The sequence below is a fragment of the Pseudoalteromonas sp. LC2018020214 genome (genome assembly GCF_016598755.1).
Classification (GTDB): Bacteria; Pseudomonadota; Gammaproteobacteria; order Enterobacterales; family Alteromonadaceae; genus Pseudoalteromonas; species Pseudoalteromonas distincta.
The window spans coordinates 708132-730380 of sequence record NZ_CP066804.1; the positions used below are offsets into that span (position 1 = coordinate 708132).

Genomic DNA, 22249 nt, shown 5'->3' on the forward strand with positions numbered 1-22249 from the left:
ATCCTGTTACTACTTATATCTGATTGCTTAACTTGACCGCGCAGACGCATTATTTATTGCGTAACAGTAATTTTTTGTTTATTTATTTTAATAAAGCGACTTTTTTATCAGCTAGAAGTGCCATAAAGCTGCTTTTATTTAAAGGTCTTGAAAATAAATAACCTTGTCCGTAATCACATCCGGCTTCAAGTAATAGCTGCATTTGTAATTCAGTTTCAATTCCTTCGGCGATTACTTTTAAGCCCAGTTGATGCGCCATAACAATTATTGCTTCACACAGTGCAAGTTCTTGACTGCCTACTTGGATATTATCAACAAAACGTTTATCTATTTTTAAATAATCGGTATCCATTTCTTGTAAGTAAGCGAGTGACGAATATCCTGTACCAAAATCATCAAGGGCAAGCTGCATACCTGATTTTACTATTTCTTTTAAGCGACGTTGCGTTAATGCTTCGGGGTTAATCATTAGGCCTTCAGTTATTTCTGCCACAATTGAGGATGCAGGTAATTTTGCAGCTTTTAGCATATCGTACCATTCATCTATACCACTTTCTGGCGTGGATAACTGTACTGGCGACACGTTTACACTTATTTGAAAAGTATCATCGGTTAGGGTTTTTATATCGTTAAGCGTTTGCAAGGTTTGAGCAAATACAAATTGGCCAATTGCATTTATTTGCCTGGTTTCTTCAGCAAGTGAAATAAATGCGACAGGGCTAATTAGGCCTTTTTCGGGATGTTGCCAACGAATAAGTGCTTCAGCTTTATGAATATGTAAATCATTCAAAGCAACTATGGGCTGATAAAATAACTCAAACTGTTCAAGTTCTATGGCACTTCGTAAGTCTTTTAATAGCACCATGCGTGCGTGTGCATATTCGCGCATGTCAGCAGAGAAAAATTCAAAACAGTTACGCCCATTACTTTTTGCTTTATACATAGCCTGATCGGCTGCTTTTAAAAGCTGTTCAGTATTTTCACCATCATTAGGGGCGCATGCTATGCCCATGCTGGCGCTAATAAATAACTCTTCGTTTTCAAGATGAAAAGCCGACGATAGGCTAAGCAAAATATTACTGGCAATTTGATTAATATGACGCGTACTTTTTATACGATTAAATACAATAACAAACTCATCACCACCAATACGTGCCACAAACTCAGCATTTTTTGCCGACTGAACTATGCGTTGCGATACGAGTTTTAATAAGTTATCGCCATAGTGGTGGCCTAATGTGTCATTAATATCTTTAAAGTGATCTATATCTAAAAGCATGACAACCAATTGATTGTCGGGAGTAACAATGCTTGAAAATCGTTGACTTAATCGCTCCTTTAACTCTAAACGATTTGGTAAGTCAGTTAGGTGATCATAGTGAGCTTGTCGCCAAATTGTTTCATCGGCTTGTTTTTTCTCAGTGAGGTCTGTGAATATCGCGATTCGACGAATAGGTGCGTTGTTTGTATCATAAACCGTATCGATTGTGAGCCACTCAGAGTAAAGCTGCCCGTTCTTTTTGCGGTTAATAACCTCGCCTTGCCAGCGGCCTGTTTGCTGTAATTCAGACCACATTTTATTGTAAAAATTCTTATCATGTTTTCCTGATGAAAGAATTGAAGAGGAGCGCCCAATAACTTCTTCTTTATTATATAAAGTCGTTTTGCAAAACGCAGGGTTTACATCAAATATTATACCCGCTGGATCGGTGATTGCCATGCCTTCACTACTGTTGTTATATACTAGCGAGGCAAGGTGAAGTGCTTCTTCATTTATTTTTCTTTGTGTTATATCTCTTAGCACAACAACGTATTCATTTTTACTTTGCATTGCACTAATACGCGCTTCAAAGCTGCGTTTAGGATCTGATTTTTCGAGTGTAAATTCTAAATTACTCGAAACATCAAGCTTAGATAACTGCGATAACAAAAGCTGCACATTGTTGTGAGAAAGTATTGATGATAAATGAGGTGCTGCAGTGCTGTTTGGGTTTACTTGAGGCTTAAATTGCCCCGTTATGTTGAGAATATCGCCATGGATGTTAATTCTAACGTAACTGTCGGGTAGAGTATTAAGCAAGCTGGTAAGCTCATCGTGCTTGTTTTTTAAATTAGCTTCAGCTGTTAACCTAGTTTGCGCCATTGATTTAAAGCGCTGATAGAGAGTATTTAGCTCTGGATTATTTGGCTGTGTTTTTTGTGACGGCATTTCGCCCTTAGCCAACACGTTTGTTGCGTTTGTTAGATTATTAATTGGGTCGATAATGCTGGTTTTAAGCAGCTTACGTGCAATTAAACATAGCACTAGCAGTGATAAAATAAACACACCAATCGCTATAAAAAAATTATTATTTATTTGCTTTAAAGCATGCGTAATAGGAAGTGCAATATGTATATTTAAGCTGTTATTACTCGGATCTTTATAAATAGTAGAGTGATGAAGCATTCGATCTTCACCCTCAATCGATTTTATTTTTGTTGATGCCTCATTATCAATCGAAGAATCACTTGCTAATAAAGTCTTTGCAATATTATCGCCAAGGGCTGCAGTTGTTGGTGGGTAGCGCGCTAAAATTTTTCCATTAGAATCAGCGATTGCAGCAATAGAGCCAGTCGGCAGTTCAATATTATTAAAAGCATTGTTCCACCAGTCAAGCGCAACAACGATAACTACAACGCCCTGAATTACATTTTTTTTATTAATGATAGGCAACGCAAAGTTAAGGGTGTTTTTTTGCAGGCTTCGGTCGTGCTGAAAATAACCTACCGACAATTGGTTACTTTTTAAGGCATTTTGAAAATACGCACGATCTGCAATATTTATTGTTTTGGCTAATCCGCTTGTTGTACATATAACAATGCCATTTGGATCTATAATCCCGATATTGGCAACATGCGCGTAAATAGCTCTAAATTGTTTGAAATAATTAGGGCAGGACGTTGCTAGATTTTCTTTTTTACTTTCCTCTTTAGCCAAATAACGCGCTAAACGGTCAATATCATCGACTAAATACTTTTGCTGCAAAATTAATTGCTTAGCAATGTTCTCTACTTTTTTTTCACTTTGCTCAATAGAATGGTGGCGTTCAAGCAGCAGGGTAAAAATAATTACAGCTGTGCCTGGAATACTTAGCAATATAAGTAAACGATAAAGCTGATGTTTGAGAGAGTAAGTAAAAATAACCATTCCTTAGTTTTGTATTTTGCAATAACAATTGTAGCCAAATTCACTCCAAATAACCATAATAATTATAAGGTTGAAAATGTAACCAATGAATCAATGTTATTCTGTTTTTTAGAACTTTAAGCTCGATTTAAAGACATAGTTGTTTTGTTTAATGAATGATTTAATAGCCTCATAAACTTATTCTTTAGAGTGAATTAAAAAATGAAAATATCAAAAATACTTACAGCTTATGCAACTCAAGATGGCGATGGCGTGAGCATTAGCCGTATACCTGGGTTTGATGGTAAATATTTAGATCCATTTTTGATGATTGATGAACTCAAGTCAGACGACAAAAAAGATTATATGGGAGGCTTTCCTGAGCATCCGCACCGAGGAATTGAAACGTTTACTTATATTCTAAAAGGTGGCTTTGAACATCGTGACCAAATGGGTAACAAAGAAGCAATTAAAGCAGGCGATGTGCAATGGATGAGCACAGGGCGCGGCGTCATGCACAGTGAAATGCCACTCGCTGATGCTGTTGACGGTTTGCATGGCTTTCAAATTTGGATAAACATGCCAAGCGCAGAAAAAATGCGTGATTCGCGTTATCAAGATACGACTAAAAACCCAGCCCCTAGTTTTACAAATACGCAAGGCGTGACGTTAAAAGCACTTGCGGGATCGTGGCAGTTCGAAAGTGAAACGCTTGCAAGCGAGCTGCAAAGTTTAGCTGCTAATGCGGCGCTCGCTGATATTACATTACCTGCTGGTAAAAGCACTTATTTAGAGCCTCTTAGCCAACAAAAAGTAATGCTTTATATTCATAGCGGCTCACTAATAATGAGCGACAATCAAATAATACCAGCGGGTAAACTACTTATTTTAGAGCCAGGCAGTGATATTAATATTAGCTCTGAGCACGGCGCTGGTGTTTTGGTTTTAGCAGGCGATCCGCTTAATCAGCCAATTGCTCATATGGGGCCGTTTGTAATGACGACGCAAGCTGAAGTACAGCAAGCAGTGCGTGATTATCAAAACGGCGAGTTTGGCAAAATATAACGGTATTTTTAGGAGAGTTTTATGGGATTATTAGTTAACGGCCAATGGCAAGATAAATGGTACGACACAGATTCAAGTAACGGTAAGTTTGAACGTGAAACGGCGCAGTTACGTCACTGGGTAACTGTTGATGGTAGCGCTGGAATAACGGGCGAGGCCGGTTTTAAAGCACAAGCGAACAGGTATCATTTATATGTATCACTTGCGTGTCCTTGGGCGCATCGAACGCTTATATTTAGAGCATTAAAAGGGTTGCAGGATTTAATTACGGTGTCGGTTGTTAGCCCTGATATGCTTGATAGTGGTTGGGCTTTTGATACGCAAAACCACAGTACTGGTGATGCTTTATTTAATAGTAACTACTTACATCAAGTGTATACAAAAAATAATCCTAAGTATTCCGGGCGAGTCACCGTACCCGTATTGTGGGATAAAAAGCTAAATAAAATTGTCAGTAATGAGTCTGCCGATATTATACGTATGTTCAATAGTGCATTTAATGAATTAACAGGTAATAACGATGATTACTACCCAGAGGCACTACGACCAAAAATTGATGAATTAAATGCGTTGATTTATCCAAATATAAATAATGGTGTTTATCGTACGGGATTCGCAACAACTCAAGATGCATACGAAGAGGCGTTTAACGATTTATTCAAAGCACTCGATAAAGTAGAAGGGATACTGAGCAAGCAGCGTTATTTAACAGGTAATAGGCTCACCGAGGCAGATTGGCGATTATTCACTACACTCATTCGGTTTGATAGTGTGTACGTTGGCCATTTTAAATGTAATTTACGCACAATTGAAAGCTATCCTGCATTAAGTGGATACCTCAGAGAGCTATATCAAGTTAAAGGAGTGGCTGAAACAGTTGATTTTTATCATATTAAGCGTCATTACTATTTTAGTCACACAATGATCAACCCAACACAAGTTGTGCCAAGTGGTCCAAGTATTGATTACTTATCTGATCACGGTAGAAATGTTTAGCGCTTAAGCTATCAAGTTCACTAGCCAGCCGTATTTTCTTACGAAGCTGGTTTCGCTTTTACCCGCTTGTACTGCTGCACCTGCGATAAAGGCACTTGAAAGCCCAACTTTGGTTACGGCAAAACGCTTTAGTCTATATTGGAACGCTGCATGATGTTGGCGTTTCAATTCACTGCGCGTATCCATTTGCTTACTTAGAGCATCAACGTTTTCATTAGGTGCTTTAATTAAGTAGTTAACTAACATACTAATTTCCTTGTAAGTTAAATAGCTGCTTTAAACTTTTAAGTGTTTTACTAAAGCCAATTTTATTGCTTAAGTAAACTGTATTTTTCCAAAGCCATATTAAACAAGCAACTTGTAGCAAAGTAGCTGTTGCAATACTTAGCCATACCGACCCAAAAACATCGTATACACCGTATCCAACAGCACCTAGAAATCCTGCCCACAACAAAACCAAACCACTGGCAAAGCATCCTAAAAATATAGTAATCAATGCAAGCGATCTAAGCGATAACCGCCATTCAGCTTTAGCAAGCTGGTGGGTGATCTTTCCTTGAGTTTGGTAATCATCCTTGAGCTGCTTAGAATACTCTAAAAGCATTGCAACATGATCTTGCCAATCGTCCTTTTGGCTATGTTGCTCAGTAGTTTGGTCTTGCGCATTACCATCCTTGGTTGCTGTTGTTTGTGGGTTATTCATCACTAATTACTTACGACGAAGTAGTGATGTGATTAGCATACCCGCAGCAAAAGCAATACCCGCCGTTGCTAATGGGTTTTCAGAAGCAAAAGCACGAGTTTTTGCAGTACATTCACTTAATTTTTCACGTGCAATAAGTTGTTTTTCGCTTAATGCATCTGCTGAGCTAGAAGCTCCTTTACGCACACTGCTTTCAGCTGTTGCAGCTTTACTAGAAAGTGCATCTACAGCATCGTGCGCCGCTGATGTTGCTTTCTCTGTAAGAGGAGATTCAGTATTTGTTAGTTTAACGTCAGGCTTAACATCTGAAGTTGTATTTGGTTTCGTATTCGTTGCAGTAGCCATAATCAATCCTTAATAAGTTAAAAATTTAAATAGTGATTTAGATGATGCAATGATTAAACCAAACTTGTTATTTATTTTAACTGACTGAATTTGATGGGTTTTGTTTGTATTTTTTAATTTTTAATAATTAGTATTTTAAAATAAACAGTAACTATTACTACACGGCTAGGTAAATTTTACAAAGAGGATAAAAACGCCTTAAAAATTGTAAATATTCATTGGTTATTCAGTAAGCAATGCATGTAAACAGAAAGTTATAAAAGCAAAGCTGATATTTTTCTTTACCTCAATCCCACTTTTTCCCACGTAATTCAAACGCTTCGCTTGAGCCCTTATTTTTTCTAGCTTTGAGACTCACTAAAGCTGGTCAGCTTACTTGACAAAATGGCTTGTCAAGCCCTAAACTGGAGCACTGTGGTAAAAAGTGGTTTTTAGTGGATCTCATTGGATAAAATAAACAAAAAATTGAATAAAACAATTTCAAAGTAGGTTTTTTATGTTTCGTGGCGCGAGTTCACTGAGTTTGGATGATAAGGGGCGTTTTGCGGTACCGACAAAGTACCGAGAATCTCTGTTGTCTGAAGATCAGGGGACAGTTATTTGTACCGTCGCATTAAATGAACCGTGTTTATGGTTATATCCATTGGCTGAGTGGCTCGAAATAGAAAGCCGTTTAGCGAAAATATCTAATATGAATCCACGAGCTCGACGAATGCAACGTATGTTGCTAGGTAACGCTACAGAGTATCAACTTGATAAAAATGGTCGAATTTTGCTTGCGCCGTCATTACGTGCCCATGCATCTCTTGGCAAAAAAATCATGCTGGTTGGTTTGATGAATAAGTTTGAAATTTGGGACGAGGCGCGTTGGCACGAGCAAATGCAGCAAGATACTGAGCTTGAAAGGCTTGGTGATTTTGAACCTAACCAAGATTTAGATAATTTTACACTCTAACGGCACAAAAAAAGGCACACAATAGCTAATGACAGCGCAATTTGAACACGTATCCGTATTAATGGATGAGACCATCGATGCCCTTGCAATTAAGCCAGACGGTATATACATGGATGGTACATTTGGACGTGGTGGCCACTCTGGGCAAATTTTAGCACGCCTTGGTGATGAAGGTCGCCTGCAAGCAATTGACCAAGATCCACAAGCAATACAATCAGCTGAAAAATTTGCTGATGACCCACGTTTTGCAATTGCACATACTCGCTTTTCAAACTTATACGAAGTAGCACAGCAAAACGATCTAATTGGTAAAGTGGATGGCATTTTATTAGACATTGGTGTTTCGTCACCACAACTAGATGACGCTGAGCGTGGCTTTAGTTTTATGAAAGACGGCCCACTCGATATGCGTATGGACCCTACAACAGGTCGCAGTGCAGCACAGTGGTTAGCAGAGGCTGAGTTGGATGATATTACCCACGTAATTAAAAAATTGGGCGAAGAAAAGTTTGGTAAACGCATTGCACACAAAGTACTTGAAGTTCGTGAGCACACGCCAATCACAACTACCAAGCAGCTTGCTGACCTTGTTGATGAAGCTGTACCGGTAAAAGATAAGTTTAAACACCCAGCTACCCGTACTTTTCAGGCTATTCGTATTTACATTAATAGTGAGCTTGAAGAGATTCAAACTGCGCTACAGTCTGCAGTTAAAGTGCTAAAGCCAGGCGGACGTTTAGTGGTGATTTCGTTTCATTCTTTAGAAGACCGTATTGTAAAACAGTTTATTAGAAAACAGAGTAAGGGAGAAGCATTACCCAGAGGTCTGCCTTTAACTGATGCACAAATAAATAAAAATCTGACGTTAAAAGCAGTGGGTAAAGCTATTAAGCCAAGTGCTGCAGAAGTAGAGCGTAATCCACGTTCTCGTAGTTCTGTACTTAGGATTGCACAGAGGTTGGGATGAGTAAAAAAGCGAGCTATCGGCAACCTAATTTATTCTTTGAAATATTAAAAGGCCTAGGAGCTAATAAGCTAACCTCGGCCTTGTTGGTTGTGATATTCGCTTCTAGTTTAGCTGTTGTGCAAACAACCCACTTAGCTCGTGGCCAACTTATACAGCAAGATCAATTATTACAAGAACGCGATGAGCTCGATTTAGAGTGGCGCTACTTACTTGTTGAAGAAGAATTTTATTCGCAACATGCACGCATTGAAGAAGTAGCTACATCACAATTGAAAATGAAAAGACCTACGAGTCAAGATGAGCAGGTAATAATAGTACAATGAGAAATAGAGGCAAAAAACCAGTCACTAATTTAATCACATGGCGCTTTATGCTGGTGTGTGCAGTTGTGTTTATGGTGTTTGTAACACTCGTATCTCGCGCTGCTTATTTACAAGTAATAGAACCTGATAAAGCACGTTCAGAAAGTGACAAACGTACCGTGCGCGTTGAAAAACTACATGTGCAACGCGGGATGATTTTTGACCGTAATGGTAAAGAGTTAGCGGTAAGTGTGCCTGTGGTAAGTGTATATGCTGATCCTAAAGCATTGCACAAGTCGCTTGTTTCTAAAGTAATTAAACAAGCACGTAAAAGCGGCGAAGATCATTTATCTTTAGCTGAAAATACCGCTGAGCTTGATAAGCGTACTGCACTTTATTATAAAAACGATTTACGCTGGCGTGAGCTTGCTGATGTATTGCGCATTGATCCTAAGAAGATTAACTCTCGACTATTAAACGATCCCTCGCGTCGCTTTGTTTATTTAAAGCGCCAAGTTACTCCTGCTGTAGCAAATTATATTGGCGATTTACGCCTACCAGGTATTCATTTACTAGATGAATCTAAACGCTATTACCCTGCAGGGGAAGTTACCGCGCATGTTATTGGTTTTACTAATATAGACGGTAAAGGCATTGAAGGCATTGAAAAGCTATACGAAAACGCTTTAACGGGCGAGGAAGGCCGCCGCACTATACGTAAAGACGCACAAGGGCGTGAAGTAGAAGTGCTTGACGAGCGTGAGCGCGTAGAGCCAGAAAGTATAGAACTAAGTATTGACCAACGAATTCAAGCTATTGCCTACAAAGCTGTAAAATCAGCTGTACTGACTTACAAAGCCACATCGGGCTCAGCTATGGTAGTTGATGTTAAAACCGGTGAAGTGCTGGCAATGGTAAATAGTCCTTCATTTAATCCAAATAACTTAAGCGATGCTGCACCTCATAAGCGTCGTAATCGCGCAATTACAGATTTGTTTGAACCAGGCTCAACTGTTAAGCCTCTAGCCATTTTGGCTGGGCTAGACTACGGCGCCATTCAGGCAGATGACACGATTGATACCTACCCAGGTTGGATGCGTTTAGGTGGTAGTTTAGTTAGAGATACTCGTAATCACGGCGAACTAACACTGCGCGAAATACTAAAGTACTCCTCAAATATGGGGGTTGCGAAGGTTACTCAGTTAGTGCCTAAAGATTACCTTGTTGGCTTATATCAAAAAGTAGGCTTTGGCAGTGACACCGGTACTGGAATGGTAGGTGAAAGCAGCGGTTTGTTTTATCCAAATCGTCGTTGGTCTGACTTTGAAATTGCAACTTTATCATTTGGTTATGCAATTTCGGTAAGTACTGCGCAAATGGCGCGCTTTTATACCATGTTAGGCGCCGGTGGTGTTAATCGACCACTGACTATTTTAAAGCAAGATAATATACCTGAAGGCGAACGTATTTTTAAACAAAAAGACGTAGAAGCCGTAGTCCACATGATGGAAAGTGTATTTGAAAAAGACGGTACTGCTCGCAACATAAAAGTTGATGGGTATCGTGCTGCCGGTAAAACAGGTACATCTAAAAAAGCCGTAGCAGGTGGTTATGGTGATGAATATGTAGGTTATTTTGCAGGTGTAGCACCGGCAAGTAATCCTCGTTTAGCCGTGGTAGTTATGATTAATGAACCAGGTGGTGATGTGTACTATGGAGGTGCCACCGCTGGCCCTGCATTTGCAGAAATCATCTCTAACGCATTAAGAATATTAAACGTAGCGCCTGACAAGGAAGAGGTTGCGTACGTACAAGGTAAAGATAACGATGCGTGATTTAAAGGATATTTTAAAATACATCGAAATAGATGCGCCCTCGCAATTGGTTAAGCATTTACGCCTTGATAGCCGTGAAGTAACTCCAGGTGATGTATTTGTTGCTATTAAAGGCCATACACTTGATGGCGGACAATTTATTGCTAAAGCAATTGAAAATGGCGCAATAGCTATCATTGCTGACAGATTATGTGAATTTGAAAGCAGTTTTGAGCCACTGTATTTAGTCTCAGAGCTTGATAAAAAGCTTCCAGAATTAGCTAGTCGCTTTTATAGCCAACCAAGTCAGACTCTTGATTTAATTGGTGTGACAGGTACAAATGGTAAATCTACCACCACAGCAATGATTGCCCACTTAGCACAATTTTGTAGTACTGAGTCGGCTATTATAGGCACTTTAGGTTATGGCCATCCTGATAACTTAATTCCACTGATAAACACTACGCCTTCAACAGTTGATTTACAGCATATTTTAAGCGATTTAAATTCGCAGCATAAAAAGCTGGTAGCCATGGAAGTATCATCTCATGGGTTAGTGCAACAACGCGTTGCTAAATGTCAGTTTAAAGCGGCTGTGTTTACTAATCTTTCGCGCGATCACTTAGATTACCATGGTGATATGGCAAGTTACGGTGATGCGAAATTAATGCTTTTCCGTGATTTTGAACCGCAAGTTGTAGTGCTCAATCAAGATGACTTTCAAGCTGAGCAATGGCTTGAAAAGTATGATTTTAATAACCTAATTTGTTATGGCCGCAAAAACTTAGCTCCTAAGAATGCCCGATACGTTTATTTTTCTGATGTTGAATATTCAAGTGAAGGTATTTCAGCGCAGTTGTCGACAAGTTGGGGTGATATTTCAATTAAATCGCCTCTGTTTGGCGAATTCAACTTATATAACTTAACGGCAGCGCTCGCTACATTACTAGGGCTAGGTTATCCGCTTGAGCAACTAGTTGCTGGTTGTGCGCAGTTACAGCCAGTCGCTGGTCGAATGCAAGCATTTAGTCAAGCTGGCATGCCAACGTGTGTTGTTGATTACGCCCATACACCCGATGCACTTGCACTTGCATTACAAGCATTGCAGTTGCATGTGCCAGGTGGTGTAAGTTGTGTATTTGGTTGCGGTGGCGACAGAGACAAAGGTAAGCGCGCATTAATGGCGCAAGCTGCAGAGCAAAACGCTAATAAAGTGATTATTACCAGCGATAACCCTCGATCTGAAAATCCTGATGACATTATTGCAGATGTAGCAGGCGGTCTAACCCATCCTCAAAATGCACATTTAGAGGCTGATAGAGCAGCTGCAATTCGTTTTGCTATAGAAAACGCTACAGCTGATGATGTTATTTTGATTGCAGGTAAAGGCCACGAAGATTATCAAATTATAGGCGGTAAGCGAATCGACTTTTGCGATCGCCGCTATGTACAAGAACAACTAAAAAAAGCAGTAAGAGGGATAACACAATGATCCCAATGGATTTTGATTGGTTAGCTAATGTGCTAACAACCGATTATCAAGGTGATAATCAACAGGTGCTTAATATAAATACTGATACTCGTACAGTGTGCGATGGCGAAGTGTTTTTAGCACTTAAAGGGCCAAATTTTGATGGCCATAAATTTATAGCTGAGGCTAAACAAAAAGGCGCTATAGGCGTTATTGTTCAGCACAAAGTTGATGTAGATATTCCACAATTTATAGTAAGCGATACACGTATTGCACTAGGTACAATTGGCACCGCTGTTATGGCACAAGTGGCGCCTAAAACAATTGCAATTACAGGGAGTGTAGGCAAAACCACCGTAAAAGAAATGTGTGCGGCAATTTTGTCGGTTCACGGTGATGTATTAGCTACTAAAGGTAATTTTAACAACGATATTGGCGTCCCACTTACGTTATTGCGCTTAGAGCCTCAACATCGTTTTGCTGTTATTGAGCTAGGTGCAAATCACTTAGGTGAAATTGCTTACACTACTGCAATGACAAAGCCTGATGTGGCCGTTGTATGCAATGTCGCAGCAGCTCACTTAGAAGGTTTTGGTAGCTTAATGGGCGTTGCAATAGCTAAAGGTGAGATTTTTGATGGCCTAAAAGATGACGGTGTTGCCATTGTTAATTGCGATAGTGAATTTAGCCAGTATTGGTTAGATAAACTTGAAGGGCGTAATGTTAAACGCTTTTCTACAACCGAAAAACTAGATATTTGGGCAGAGAACATCACGCTTGATGCCAATGCACGTGCAAGCTTTAAGCTTTGCACTAAAAACAAGCAAGTGCCTGTTACTTTGGCACTACCTGGTAAGCATAATATTAGTAATGCACTTATCGCTGCGGCGCTGACCAGTGAATTTGATGTAACCCTTGAAGAAATAGCCAATGCACTTGCCACAATGGGTGATGTAAAAGGGCGCGTTAATTTAATTGAAGTGTCTGATTTACTTACCGTGGTTGATGACACCTATAATGCCAATGTTAAGTCGGTAAAGGCTGCGATTGACTTGTTAAGTGATATGCAAGGTCACCGCATTTTAGCACTCGGAGATATGGGTGAGCTTGGTGAAGATGCACGTAAGTACCATCAAGAAGTTGGCGAGTATGCACTTGAACAAGGGATTGATGAGTTATTTACATTAGGCGTGTTAAGTAAATACGCAAGTGATGTGTTTGAACTCCCTAATCGTCACTTTTCGAGCCGCGAACAGATGCAGCAAAAAATTCAAGAAAGCATTAATAAAGTGAATAAAAAAACAACAATAGTAGTGAAAGGATCGCGCAGTTCTCGCATGGAATTATTAGTAACCGATTTAGTTAATGGCCAGCAACAAGCCATCAATGGAGTATCATAATGTTAGTTTGGCTGGCAGAGTATTTAACACAGTATTTTAGTGGTTTTCATGTTTTTTCGTATTTAACGCTACGTGCCATTTTAGGTATTTTAACTGCGCTAATTATGTCTCTTTATTTAGGGCCTAAGTTAATTCGTGGTTTGCAACGTATGCAAATAGGTCAAACAGTTCGCGACGATGGTCCGCAATCGCATTTGTCTAAGTCGGGTACACCGACTATGGGTGGCTTACTTATTTTAGCGGCTATTTTTACCAGCACGCTACTTTGGGCCGATTTATCAAATAAATATGTGTGGGCAACACTGTTTGTAATTGGTTCATTAGGTATTGTTGGCTTTGTTGATGATTACCGTAAAGTTATTCGTAAAGACCCAAAAGGTTTAATTGCTAAGTGGAAGTACTTTTGGCAATCGGTCATTGCATTAGTTGTAGCTACTGCTTTGTACTTTACCAGTGCTCAAGCATCTGAGACATCTCTTGTTGTTCCATTTTTTAAAGACGTATTACCGCAATTAGGTTTGTTTTATATTGTGCTCACGTACTTTGCGATAGTAGGTACATCAAACGCGGTAAACCTGACAGATGGTTTAGATGGCTTGGCGATTGTGCCAATTATTTTGGTGGCTGCAGCATTGGCAATTATTGCTTACTTAACAGGTAATATTAACTTTTCGGCTTACTTACATATCCCACATTTACCGCTAGCGAGTGAGCTTGTAGTTGTGTGTACTGCCATTGTGGGCGCAGGGCTTGGCTTTTTATGGTTTAACACTTACCCAGCACAAGTATTTATGGGCGATGTTGGCTCATTAGCACTTGGTGGTGCATTAGGTATTATTGCTGTTTTAGTACGCCAAGAATTACTGCTTATTATTATGGGCGGTGTATTTGTAATGGAAGCACTATCGGTAATATTACAAGTGGGGTCGTATAAATTGCGCGGTCAACGTATTTTTAGAATGGCGCCGATTCATCATCATTATGAATTAAAAGGTTGGCCAGAGCCTCGCGTTATTGTGCGCTTTTGGATTATTTCTGTTGTGCTAGTGCTTGCTGGCTTAGCTACTTTAAAGATTCGATAAATGCAGTATTTAAACGAGATAAAAAACAAACAAATAACAGTGCTCGGACTCGGTGTAACCGGTCTGGGCATTGTGCGTTTTCTATTATCTCATGGCCTCGCCCCCAAGGTCGTTGATAGCCGAGCAACCCCGCCGGGGATTGATTGGTTAAAAGAGCATGCGCCAAATCTAGATACCCACTTTGGTAATTTAGATGATGCTGAGCTTTGTTCAAGCAATATGATTATTATAAGCCCTGGGCTTAGCTTAAAAATACCAGCTGTTGCAAATGCAATTAACGCAGGTGTTGAAGTGATTGGCGACGTTGAGTTATTTGCTCGTATTAATACAAAACCAGTTGTTGCTATTACGGGCTCTAACGGTAAATCAACCGTGGTTACGCTCGCTTATGAAGTATTAAAAGAAGCCGGCTATAAAGTTGCTTTGGGTGGAAATATTGGCACAGCGGTGCTTGATTTACTCAACGATGATTTTGATGTGTATGTACTTGAGTTATCTAGTTTTCAGCTAGATACCACAACGAGTTTAAAACCTGTAAGTGCAACGGTATTAAATGTGTCAGAAGATCACCTTGACCGATACGACAGTTACCAAGCTTATATAGACTCAAAGCTATGTATTTATGACGGTGCAGAGCTTATTGTTGTCAATGCAGACGATATTCAAACACATCCAGTTGAGCGCGGTACAACTCCCCTAATCAGCTTTGGTGCTCAACAAGGTGATTACCATTTAGCGCAGCATAATGGCGAAACTCATTTTATGCTTAAAGGCGATGCCTTTTTACCTGTTGATACGCTTGCGGTAGTGGGTAAGCACAATTATTTAAATACGCTTGCAGTAATGGCGCTTTTAAGTTCGTTTGAAGTAAGTAAAGATCAATATAAGAACGCGTTAGGTCAATTTAATGGGTTGGCTCATCGCTGCCAATTTGTAGCTGAGCTTAACGGTGTAAAGTATTTTAACGATTCAAAGGCAACGAATGTTGGAGCGACCATTGCTGCAATAGATAGCTTGGCTAGTGATGGTGAAAACCTGATTGTTATTGCAGGTGGCGATGCTAAAGGCGCTGATTTAAATGCACTTAAACCCTACATAGAACAGCATGTAAAAGCATTAATTTGTTTTGGTAAAGATGCAAGTGACTTAGCTGCGATTACCAATAAGAGCTATTTAACTAACAACATGGAAGAAGCCGTTGCTTTGGCCAACGTACTGAGTAGTACAGGCAATATTGTTTTGTTAGCACCTGCATGTGCCAGCATTGATATGTATAACAACTATATGCAGCGCGGTGATGACTTTATTCAATGTGTTATGGCAGGGCAACTATGATTGCTTTTGCCGATATAAGAGATGCATTAACACCAAAACCTTCAGGTCAGTTGTATGATGTACCGCTGCTATACTGCGTAATTATGTTAATTGGTGTTGGTTTTATCATGGTAACCAGCGCTTCAATGCCGACCGCTGAGCGGTTATTTGATGACCCATACCATATTACTATTCGCCACAGCATGTTTTTGGCAATGTCTTTTGTGCTTTTTTGGATAAGTGTTTGTGTGCCAATGGATTGGTGGAAACGATCCAACCCTTATTTATTAATACTAGGCATGGTGCTGTTAATTGCGGTATTGATTGTTGGGCGTGAAGTGAATGGTGCTAAACGATGGATACCTATTGGTCCTGTTGGTTTTCAGGTTGCTGAGGCCGCTAAATTATACTTTTTTAGTTATATTGCGGGTTATTTGGTAAGAAAACGCGAAGAAGTACAAGAAAATATTAAAGGCTTTGCAAAGCCAATAGCTGTATTTGCAGTGTATGCGCTGCTTATTTTGCTGCAACCCGACTTAGGCACAGTGGTTGTTATGTTTGTAACAACGGTTGGTTTACTGTTTTTAGCTGGCGCTAAATTATGGCAGTTTTTTGTACTTATTCTAACTGGCGTCGGTTTGGTTGTATTACTGATTATTGTTGAACCATATCGAATGGCGCGTGTTGTTGGCTTTTTAGACCCTTGGGATGATCCTTTTGGTAAAGGTTATCAGTTGGTTCAATCGCTAATGGCTTATAGCCAAGGTGGTTGGTTTGGCCAAGGCTTAGGTAACAGTGTACAAAAACTACAATATTTACCTGAAGCGCATAACGATTTTATTTTTGCTGTAATAGGTGAAGAACTTGGTTTAATAGGCGTTGTAAGTATTTTAATGGTATTAGCTACTTTAGTATTTAGAGCGTTATTAATAGGCCAACAAGCGCTTAAGTGTGGCAAAGAATACGAAGGCTATTTTTCGTTTGCCATTGGTATTTGGTTTGCATTTCAAACCATGGTGAATGTAGGTGCGAGCGCGGGTATTTTGCCAACTAAGGGTTTAACCCTGCCATTTATTTCTTATGGTGGTTCAAGCTTGTTAATTATGACCATTGCCACGGGCATTTTATTGCGCGTTGATTTTGAAACCAAAATGGCAACCAAACAAGCCACCTCACGTGGAGGCAAGCGATGAGTAAAAAATTAGTAGTAGTGGCTGGTGGAACTGGCGGACACATTTTTCCTGGCATTGCAGTGGCTGATTATTTAAAACAGCAGGGCTGGCAAGTAAGCTGGATTGGCACACCAGATCGAATGGAAGCAAGCGTTGTACCTAAGCATAATATAGATATTGATTTTATTAATGTAAAAGGTGTTCGTGGTAACGGATTAAAACGTCTTATTAAAGCCCCATTCATGGTAGTTAATGCAGTATTGCAAGCGCGTAAGGTATTGAAAGAACAGCGTCCTGATGTAGTACTCGCAATGGGCGGTTATGTTACGGGACCCACGGGAATTGCCGCAAAGAGTTTAGGTATTCCGTTAGTTATTCACGAGCAAAACGCTGTAGCGGGTATGAGCAATAAACTGCTAGCTAAGGTGGCTACACGTGTATTAGCAGCATTTCCAAGTGCTTTTGCACAGGGTCAAGCCGAGCTAGTAGGTAACCCAGTTCGCCAAAGCGTTATGAATATAGCCAAACGCGATGTATCAAGCCCTATTAATATTTTAGTGGTAGGGGGCTCGCTCGGTGCACAAGTGCTTAATCAAACATTACCTGAAGCATTTAAAGTACTAAATAATTCAGCTCCTATAAGCGTATGGCATCAAACAGGTAAAGGTCATTTATCTACTGTAGAAACAGCTTATAAAATGCAGGGCTTTACGGATGGTAATACAAAAATAGCTGAATTTATTGATGATATGGACGCGGCGTATAGCTGGGCTGATATTGTTGTTTGCCGCGCTGGTGCATTAACTGTTAGCGAAATTGCAGCGGCAGGTAAAATGGCTGTTTTTGTTCCTTTTCCACATGCCGTGGATGACCATCAAACAGCAAACGCACAATATTTAGTGATGGCTAATGGCGCATTATTAATGCCACAAGGGCAGTTTAATAAACAATCAATTGTTGAACTATTAAGCCCATATTTAGCCCAACCTTCATTAATTACTGAAATGGCTACAAATGCAAAAAAACAAGCCATTTTAGATGCCACAGCAAGCGTAGCAACGCACTGTGAGCAAGTAACAAATAAGAGAAAATAAGTGAAAGAAACGTCAGTACAAGAAAAACACACGCGCCCAGCAATGCGCCGAATAGAAACCATTCACTTTATTGGTATTGGTGGAGCCGGTATGGGCGGTATTGCTGAAGTACTCGCTTTTGAAGGCTACCGTATTACAGGTTCTGACATTGCTCATAGCGCTATGACAGATCGCTTAATTAAAGCCGGTGCTGAGGTATTTATTGGCCATCATGAAAATAACGTGAAAGATGCCAATGTAGTGGTTGTTTCAAGCGCGATTGATGAAACAAATCCTGAAATTATTGCAGCTAAAGCCGCAAGAATCCCTGTTGTGCGCCGCGCAGAAATGCTCGCAGAACTAATGCGTTTTCGCCACGGTATAGCCATTGCGGGTACGCATGGTAAAACAACGACAACAAGCCTAATTGCGAGTATTTATGGACAAGCAGGGCTCGATCCAACTTTTATTATTGGTGGCTTGTTAAATAGCGCAGGTAGTAACGCAAAAGTAGGCAAAAGTGATTTTTTAATAGCAGAAGCTGATGAAAGCGATGCGTCGTTTTTACACTTGCAGCCAATGGTCTCGGTGATCACAAATATTGAAGAAGATCACATGGATACTTATGGCGGCAGTCTTGAAAAAATGAAAGACACTTATGTCGATTTCATTCATAACTTGCCGTTTTATGGTTTAGCTGTTGTATGTATTGATTCTGAAGTTGCAGCTGAGCTTATTCCGCGCTTTGGTCGCCCAGTTATTACGTATGGTGAATCGAAGGATGCTGATTATCGCATGAGCGACTTTAGCCAATCAGCTAATACGTGCACATTTACAGTAACTAACAAACAAGGTGAGTGTTTAACTGCCACATTGAATATGCCAGGTAGACACAACGCACTTAATGCAACCGCTGCGATTGCTGTTGCAAAAGATCAAAACATTGCGAATCATGCAATTTTAGAAGCGCTGCAGAAGTTTGAAGGCATTGGTCGTCGTTTTCAGCACTATGGTGAATTTGAAAACGAGCGGGGCAACGTGATGTTAGTTGATGATTACGGGCATCACCCTTCAGAAGTTGCAGCAACAATTGCAGCAGTGCGTGAAGGTTGGCCTGATAAGCGTTTAGTAATGGTTTATCAACCTCATAGGTTTTCTCGTACACGCGACTTATACGAAGATTTTGTAAAAGTTCTTGCTGATGTAGATCAGTTACTATTGCTTGATGTGTATAGCGCTGGTGAAGATCCTATTGTAGGGGCCGACAGCAAAAGCTTATGCCGTAGCCTTCGCCAACGTGGCAAAGAGCCGCTTCACGTAGCAACAAATGCTGAGCTTGCAGGTGTTTTGGCCGCAAATTTACAAAACAATGATTTAGTATTAACCCAAGGCGCTGGTAATATAGGTCAGTTAGTTAAAACATTAGCTGCAACGGGTATGTCGATAGAAAAACTTAAGCAAGGTGAAGTATGACTCAGGTAAACACACAATTTGGTAAAGTAGCGGTACTGCTAGGTGGTAACTCAGCAGAGCGTGAAGTGTCTTTACGATCGGGTCAGGCTGTTTTAAATGCGCTGCAAAATAGTGGTATTGATGCAATTGCATTTGACCCACAAAGTCGTTCTTTGTGGGAGTTAAAAGAATTAAATGTAGATCGCGTTTTTATCGCTTTGCATGGCCGTGGTGGCGAAGACGGCACAGTGCAGGGTGCACTTGAATTTATGAACTTGCCTTACACGGGCAGTAATGTACTCGGTTCAGCACTTGCTATGGATAAAGTACGTTGTAAGCACTTATTTAAATCAGCGGGTTTAAGTACTGCACCTTATACCGTAGTTGATGCTAAAAAAGGTTTTGATGCTGCAGCCATTATGGATGAGTTTAAAAAGGTAATGGTTAAGCCATCGCATGAAGGTTCAAGCATAGGTATGGCGCAAGCAAGTACAACACAAGAGCTTGAAGATGCACTAGCTAATGCATTTAAGTTTGATAACCAAGTACTTGTAGAGCAGTGGATCACTGGTCGTGAGTTTACAATTACGGTACTTGGCGACGATGTACAACCAGTCATTGAGATGACGACACCTAATGGTTTTTACGATTACCAAGCTAAGTATCAATCAAATACAACCCAGTATCATTGCCCTGCAGATTTATCAGAGCAAGATACTAAGTACTTACAAGCCATATCGCTAGATGCGTTTGATTTAGTGGGTGCAAGTGGTTGGGGTCGTGTTGATGCTATGCAAGACGAGCAAGGGAATTTTTACCTGCTTGAAGTAAATACAGTACCAGGCATGACTGAAAAGTCACTAGTACCGATGGCTGCAAAAGCGAACGGGGCAACTTTTGAGCAATTAGTTGTTCGCATTTTAGAGCAAACGCTTTAATATGCATCCCCTTTTAGAAAAAGCTCAACAACTAAAACAGCAACTTAACTTTAATTGGTCGCTGATTTTTGGAGTGAGTTTTTTTCTGGTTGTGGTTATAGGCTTAGTACAAATAACCACAGGTGTATCTGATTGGTTAGTTGAAAATAAAGATGCTCAAATTAAGCACCTTACAGTGCAAGGGCATCCCAAATACACAGATGAAACGGCAATTATAAAAGCAATTAAAAAAGCCGATTTAAGTAGTTTTTTTGAACTTGATGTTAAGCACGTGCAGCAGCTAGTTCAAGACTTGCCTTGGGTTGCTACCGCTTCGGTACGTAAACAATGGCCTGATACTATACAGGTGTATGTAGTTGAACATGAAGTAGTTGCCCACTGGAATAGCGACTTGTTGCTCAACCAAAGTGGCCAAGCATTTCAAGCCAGCAGCGATAAGTTAGATGATAACTTACCGCAGTTATATGGCCCAGAAGGTAGTGAAGAAGAGGCGTGGGTTGCTTTTAAGCAATTTGATGAAATGCTCAGAGTTAATGGTTTAACATTAACAAGTTTGGCATTATCGGAGCGTTTTTCGTGGCAACTTTGGCTAGATAACGGGATTCGCTTAAATTTAGGGCGTAAAGATAAAGCCAAGCGTGTACAACGTTTTATAGACGTTTATCCACGAATGGAACAACGTGCAGATGCACAAGTAGATACAATCGATTTACGGTATGATACCGGCCTTGCAGTAAGCTTTAAGCCAATGCAAGAAGAACAATTACAAAATAAGAGTAAGGCATGACTAAGTCAGCAGAAAGAAACCTAGTAATAGGATTAGACGTTGGCACCTCGAAAGTGGTTGCCACGGTAGGTGAAATCACCGCAGATAACAAGCTCAGCATTGTTGGTGTGGGCAGCCAAGTATCTCATGGTATGGATAAAGGCGGCGTTAACGATTTAAACTTAGTGTCTGAGTCTATTCGACGAGCAATAGACGAGGCCGAGTTAATGGCTGATTGTCGTATAAGCTCTGTGTATTTGGGGATTTCTGGCAAACATATACAGTGTCAAAACGAAAGTGGTGTGGTGGCAATCAATAACACCGAAGTCACTGACGAAGATATTGAAAACGTAATACATATTGCGCGTTCTGTGCCTATTTCAGCAGAGCGTAAAATGCTGCATGCATTGCCGCAAGAATACAGCATCGATATGCAAGAGGGCATTAAAAACCCACTAGGCATGAGCGGCGTTCGTATGGAAGCGCGTGCACATATCATTACGTGCTCAAACGACATGGCAAAAAATATCGAAAAATGTGTAGAACGCTGTGGTCTTGAAGTCGATCAACTTATCTTTACTGCACTTGCGTCATGTTATTCTGTACTAACAGATGACGAAAAAGAGCTAGGTGTTGCAGTACTTGATATTGGTGGCGGCACTATGGATATCACCATTTATATCAATGGCGCACTTCGTCACTCTGCGGTTATACCTGTAGCGGGTAACCAAGTTACTGGTGATATTGCAAAAATATTTCGCACACCTATATCACATGCTGAGTCACTCAAAGTACAATACGCATGTGCTAGTAGCCAAATGGCAAGTAGCGAAGACACAATTGAAGTACCAAGTGTAGGCGGGCGACCAGCAAGATTAATGTCGCGCCATACATTATCTGAGGTGGTAGAGCCTCGTTTTAGAGAATTATTTGAGCTTGCGATGGAAGAAATTCGTCGTTCAGGCTTAGAAGACCAAATTGCGGCAGGTCTCGTTATAACAGGCGGAACTGCTAAAATGACTGGCGCTATGGAAGTGGCAGAAGACATCTTCCAAATGCCAGTAAGAATAGGCAAACCAATCGGGATGGTTGGTTTGACAGACTATGTAGATGATCCTTCGTACGCAACCGCTGTTGGTTTGTTACAATACGGGCGTACCATGCAATCGATGAATGCACAAAAGTCGAAAGCAGAGGATAACAATAATTGGTGGAACCGCATTACTAAATGGTTCCAAGGCGAGTTTTAAGACTCAAGTCGGAGAGTA

General features: G+C 40.4%; 20 protein-coding genes. 16 read left to right on the forward strand and 4 right to left on the reverse strand.

Going from position 1 to position 22249, the window contains the following annotated elements:
* Positions 1-82: 82 nt before the first annotated feature.
* Positions 83-3187 carry a bifunctional diguanylate cyclase/phosphodiesterase gene (locus tag JG479_RS03075; protein ID WP_200219927.1) on the reverse strand — a complete coding sequence of 1035 codons (3105 nt, stop codon included), beginning with the start codon at positions 3185-3187 and terminating at the stop codon, positions 83-85.
* A gap of 201 nt (positions 3188-3388) precedes the next feature.
* Between JG479_RS03075 and JG479_RS03080 the strand changes: the two genes are divergently transcribed.
* Together JG479_RS03080 and JG479_RS03085 are read left to right on the forward strand one after the other, a co-directional pair.
* Positions 3389-4231, forward strand: a complete 843-nt coding sequence (locus JG479_RS03080) for a pirin family protein (protein ID WP_200219928.1) — start codon at positions 3389-3391, stop codon at positions 4229-4231.
* A gap of 21 nt (positions 4232-4252) precedes the next feature.
* On the forward strand, positions 4253-5227 hold the full coding sequence (locus tag JG479_RS03085) for a glutathione S-transferase family protein (RefSeq protein WP_138488553.1): 975 nt from the start codon (positions 4253-4255) through the stop codon (positions 5225-5227).
* Positions 5228-5230: 3 nt separating this feature from the next.
* Here JG479_RS03085 and JG479_RS03090 read toward each other — a convergent pair whose 3' ends face one another.
* Genes JG479_RS03090 through JG479_RS03100 form a run of 3 tightly spaced genes read right to left on the reverse strand, consistent with a single transcriptional unit; the run spans position 5231 to position 6275 of the window.
* Positions 5231-5473: a hypothetical protein gene (locus JG479_RS03090; RefSeq protein ID WP_024596383.1), complete on the reverse strand. Its 243-nt coding sequence runs from the start codon at positions 5471-5473 to the stop codon at positions 5231-5233.
* A 1-nt stretch (position 5474) separates the two neighbouring features.
* Entirely contained in the window at positions 5475-5930 is a 456-nt protein-coding gene (locus tag JG479_RS03095; RefSeq protein ID WP_024596382.1) for a hypothetical protein, read from the reverse strand.
* Between the two features lie 6 nt (positions 5931-5936).
* Positions 5937-6275 (reverse strand): hypothetical protein, encoded by a 339-nt coding sequence (locus JG479_RS03100; RefSeq protein WP_002957982.1) that lies wholly within the window; start codon positions 6273-6275, stop codon positions 5937-5939.
* 496 nt (positions 6276-6771) lie between these two features.
* On the opposite strand from JG479_RS03100, the gene mraZ reads away from it, so the two are divergent.
* Genes mraZ through ftsA form a run of 14 tightly spaced genes read left to right on the forward strand, consistent with a single transcriptional unit; the run spans position 6772 to position 22231 of the window.
* Positions 6772-7230: a division/cell wall cluster transcriptional repressor MraZ gene (mraZ, locus tag JG479_RS03105; protein ID WP_007582904.1), complete on the forward strand. Its 459-nt coding sequence runs from the start codon at positions 6772-6774 to the stop codon at positions 7228-7230.
* 28 nt (positions 7231-7258) lie between these two features.
* A complete protein-coding gene (gene rsmH / locus JG479_RS03110; protein WP_024606338.1) occupies positions 7259-8197 on the forward strand; it encodes a 16S rRNA (cytosine(1402)-N(4))-methyltransferase RsmH in 939 nt (312 codons plus the stop codon).
* A complete protein-coding gene (gene ftsL / locus JG479_RS03115; protein ID WP_002957986.1) occupies positions 8194-8520 on the forward strand; it encodes a cell division protein FtsL in 327 nt (108 codons plus the stop codon). Before rsmH ends, ftsL begins: the two co-directional genes overlap by 4 nt.
* A complete protein-coding gene (locus tag JG479_RS03120; protein ID WP_002957987.1) occupies positions 8517-10334 on the forward strand; it encodes a peptidoglycan glycosyltransferase FtsI in 1818 nt (605 codons plus the stop codon). Before ftsL ends, JG479_RS03120 begins: the two co-directional genes overlap by 4 nt.
* Entirely contained in the window at positions 10327-11805 is a 1479-nt protein-coding gene (gene murE / locus JG479_RS03125; RefSeq protein ID WP_200219929.1) for a UDP-N-acetylmuramoyl-L-alanyl-D-glutamate--2,6-diaminopimelate ligase, read from the forward strand. Before JG479_RS03120 ends, murE begins: the two co-directional genes overlap by 8 nt.
* Positions 11802-13184: a UDP-N-acetylmuramoyl-tripeptide--D-alanyl-D-alanine ligase gene (locus JG479_RS03130; protein ID WP_200219930.1), complete on the forward strand. Its 1383-nt coding sequence runs from the start codon at positions 11802-11804 to the stop codon at positions 13182-13184. Before murE ends, JG479_RS03130 begins: the two co-directional genes overlap by 4 nt.
* Positions 13184-14266, forward strand: a complete 1083-nt coding sequence (mraY, locus tag JG479_RS03135) for a phospho-N-acetylmuramoyl-pentapeptide-transferase (protein WP_002957990.1) — start codon at positions 13184-13186, stop codon at positions 14264-14266. Before JG479_RS03130 ends, mraY begins: the two co-directional genes overlap by 1 nt.
* Positions 14267-15601: a UDP-N-acetylmuramoyl-L-alanine--D-glutamate ligase gene (murD, locus tag JG479_RS03140; protein WP_200219931.1), complete on the forward strand. Its 1335-nt coding sequence runs from the start codon at positions 14267-14269 to the stop codon at positions 15599-15601.
* Positions 15598-16773: a cell division protein FtsW gene (ftsW, locus tag JG479_RS03145; RefSeq protein WP_024606332.1), complete on the forward strand. Its 1176-nt coding sequence runs from the start codon at positions 15598-15600 to the stop codon at positions 16771-16773. Before murD ends, ftsW begins: the two co-directional genes overlap by 4 nt.
* Positions 16770-17846 carry an undecaprenyldiphospho-muramoylpentapeptide beta-N-acetylglucosaminyltransferase gene (gene murG / locus JG479_RS03150; protein ID WP_200219932.1) on the forward strand — a complete coding sequence of 359 codons (1077 nt, stop codon included), beginning with the start codon at positions 16770-16772 and terminating at the stop codon, positions 17844-17846. Before ftsW ends, murG begins: the two co-directional genes overlap by 4 nt.
* Positions 17847-19298: a UDP-N-acetylmuramate--L-alanine ligase gene (gene murC, locus JG479_RS03155; RefSeq protein ID WP_039485322.1), complete on the forward strand. Its 1452-nt coding sequence runs from the start codon at positions 17847-17849 to the stop codon at positions 19296-19298.
* Positions 19295-20215: a D-alanine--D-alanine ligase gene (locus JG479_RS03160; protein WP_149602139.1), complete on the forward strand. Its 921-nt coding sequence runs from the start codon at positions 19295-19297 to the stop codon at positions 20213-20215. The genes murC and JG479_RS03160 overlap by 4 nt, the downstream gene beginning before the upstream one ends.
* Position 20216: 1 nt before the next feature.
* Complete coding sequence (locus tag JG479_RS03165; protein ID WP_002957996.1) at positions 20217-21002, forward strand: cell division protein FtsQ/DivIB; 786 nt, start codon at positions 20217-20219, stop codon at positions 21000-21002.
* Entirely contained in the window at positions 20999-22231 is a 1233-nt protein-coding gene (ftsA, locus tag JG479_RS03170; RefSeq protein ID WP_007582937.1) for a cell division protein FtsA, read from the forward strand. The genes JG479_RS03165 and ftsA overlap by 4 nt, the downstream gene beginning before the upstream one ends.
* Positions 22232-22249: the final 18 nt, after the last annotated feature.

What these genes read in the sequence shown, in the direction of transcription:
- JG479_RS03075 (WP_200219927.1), bottom strand. Translation starts at nt 3,187, where the DNA reads ATGGTTATTTTTACTTACTCTCTCAAACATCAGCTTTATCGTTTACTT.
- mraY (WP_002957990.1), top strand. Translation starts at nt 13,184, where the DNA reads ATGTTAGTTTGGCTGGCAGAGTATTTAACACAGTATTTTAGTGGTTTT.
- murG (WP_200219932.1), top strand. Translation starts at nt 16,770, where the DNA reads ATGAGTAAAAAATTAGTAGTAGTGGCTGGTGGAACTGGCGGACACATT.
- ftsA (WP_007582937.1), top strand. Translation starts at nt 20,999, where the DNA reads ATGACTAAGTCAGCAGAAAGAAACCTAGTAATAGGATTAGACGTTGGC.
- JG479_RS03160 (WP_149602139.1), top strand. Translation starts at nt 19,295, where the DNA reads ATGACTCAGGTAAACACACAATTTGGTAAAGTAGCGGTACTGCTAGGT.
- JG479_RS03130 (WP_200219930.1), top strand. Translation starts at nt 11,802, where the DNA reads ATGATCCCAATGGATTTTGATTGGTTAGCTAATGTGCTAACAACCGAT.
- JG479_RS03100 (WP_002957982.1), bottom strand. Translation starts at nt 6,275, where the DNA reads ATGGCTACTGCAACGAATACGAAACCAAATACAACTTCAGATGTTAAG.
- JG479_RS03120 (WP_002957987.1), top strand. Translation starts at nt 8,517, where the DNA reads ATGAGAAATAGAGGCAAAAAACCAGTCACTAATTTAATCACATGGCGC.
- murE (WP_200219929.1), top strand. Translation starts at nt 10,327, where the DNA reads ATGCGTGATTTAAAGGATATTTTAAAATACATCGAAATAGATGCGCCC.
- ftsL (WP_002957986.1), top strand. Translation starts at nt 8,194, where the DNA reads ATGAGTAAAAAAGCGAGCTATCGGCAACCTAATTTATTCTTTGAAATA.
- JG479_RS03165 (WP_002957996.1), top strand. Translation starts at nt 20,217, where the DNA reads ATGCATCCCCTTTTAGAAAAAGCTCAACAACTAAAACAGCAACTTAAC.
- rsmH (WP_024606338.1), top strand. Translation starts at nt 7,259, where the DNA reads ATGACAGCGCAATTTGAACACGTATCCGTATTAATGGATGAGACCATC.
- JG479_RS03080 (WP_200219928.1), top strand. Translation starts at nt 3,389, where the DNA reads ATGAAAATATCAAAAATACTTACAGCTTATGCAACTCAAGATGGCGAT.
- murD (WP_200219931.1), top strand. Translation starts at nt 14,267, where the DNA reads ATGCAGTATTTAAACGAGATAAAAAACAAACAAATAACAGTGCTCGGA.
- JG479_RS03090 (WP_024596383.1), bottom strand. Translation starts at nt 5,473, where the DNA reads ATGTTAGTTAACTACTTAATTAAAGCACCTAATGAAAACGTTGATGCT.
- JG479_RS03085 (WP_138488553.1), top strand. Translation starts at nt 4,253, where the DNA reads ATGGGATTATTAGTTAACGGCCAATGGCAAGATAAATGGTACGACACA.
- JG479_RS03095 (WP_024596382.1), bottom strand. Translation starts at nt 5,930, where the DNA reads ATGAATAACCCACAAACAACAGCAACCAAGGATGGTAATGCGCAAGAC.
- ftsW (WP_024606332.1), top strand. Translation starts at nt 15,598, where the DNA reads ATGATTGCTTTTGCCGATATAAGAGATGCATTAACACCAAAACCTTCA.
- mraZ (WP_007582904.1), top strand. Translation starts at nt 6,772, where the DNA reads ATGTTTCGTGGCGCGAGTTCACTGAGTTTGGATGATAAGGGGCGTTTT.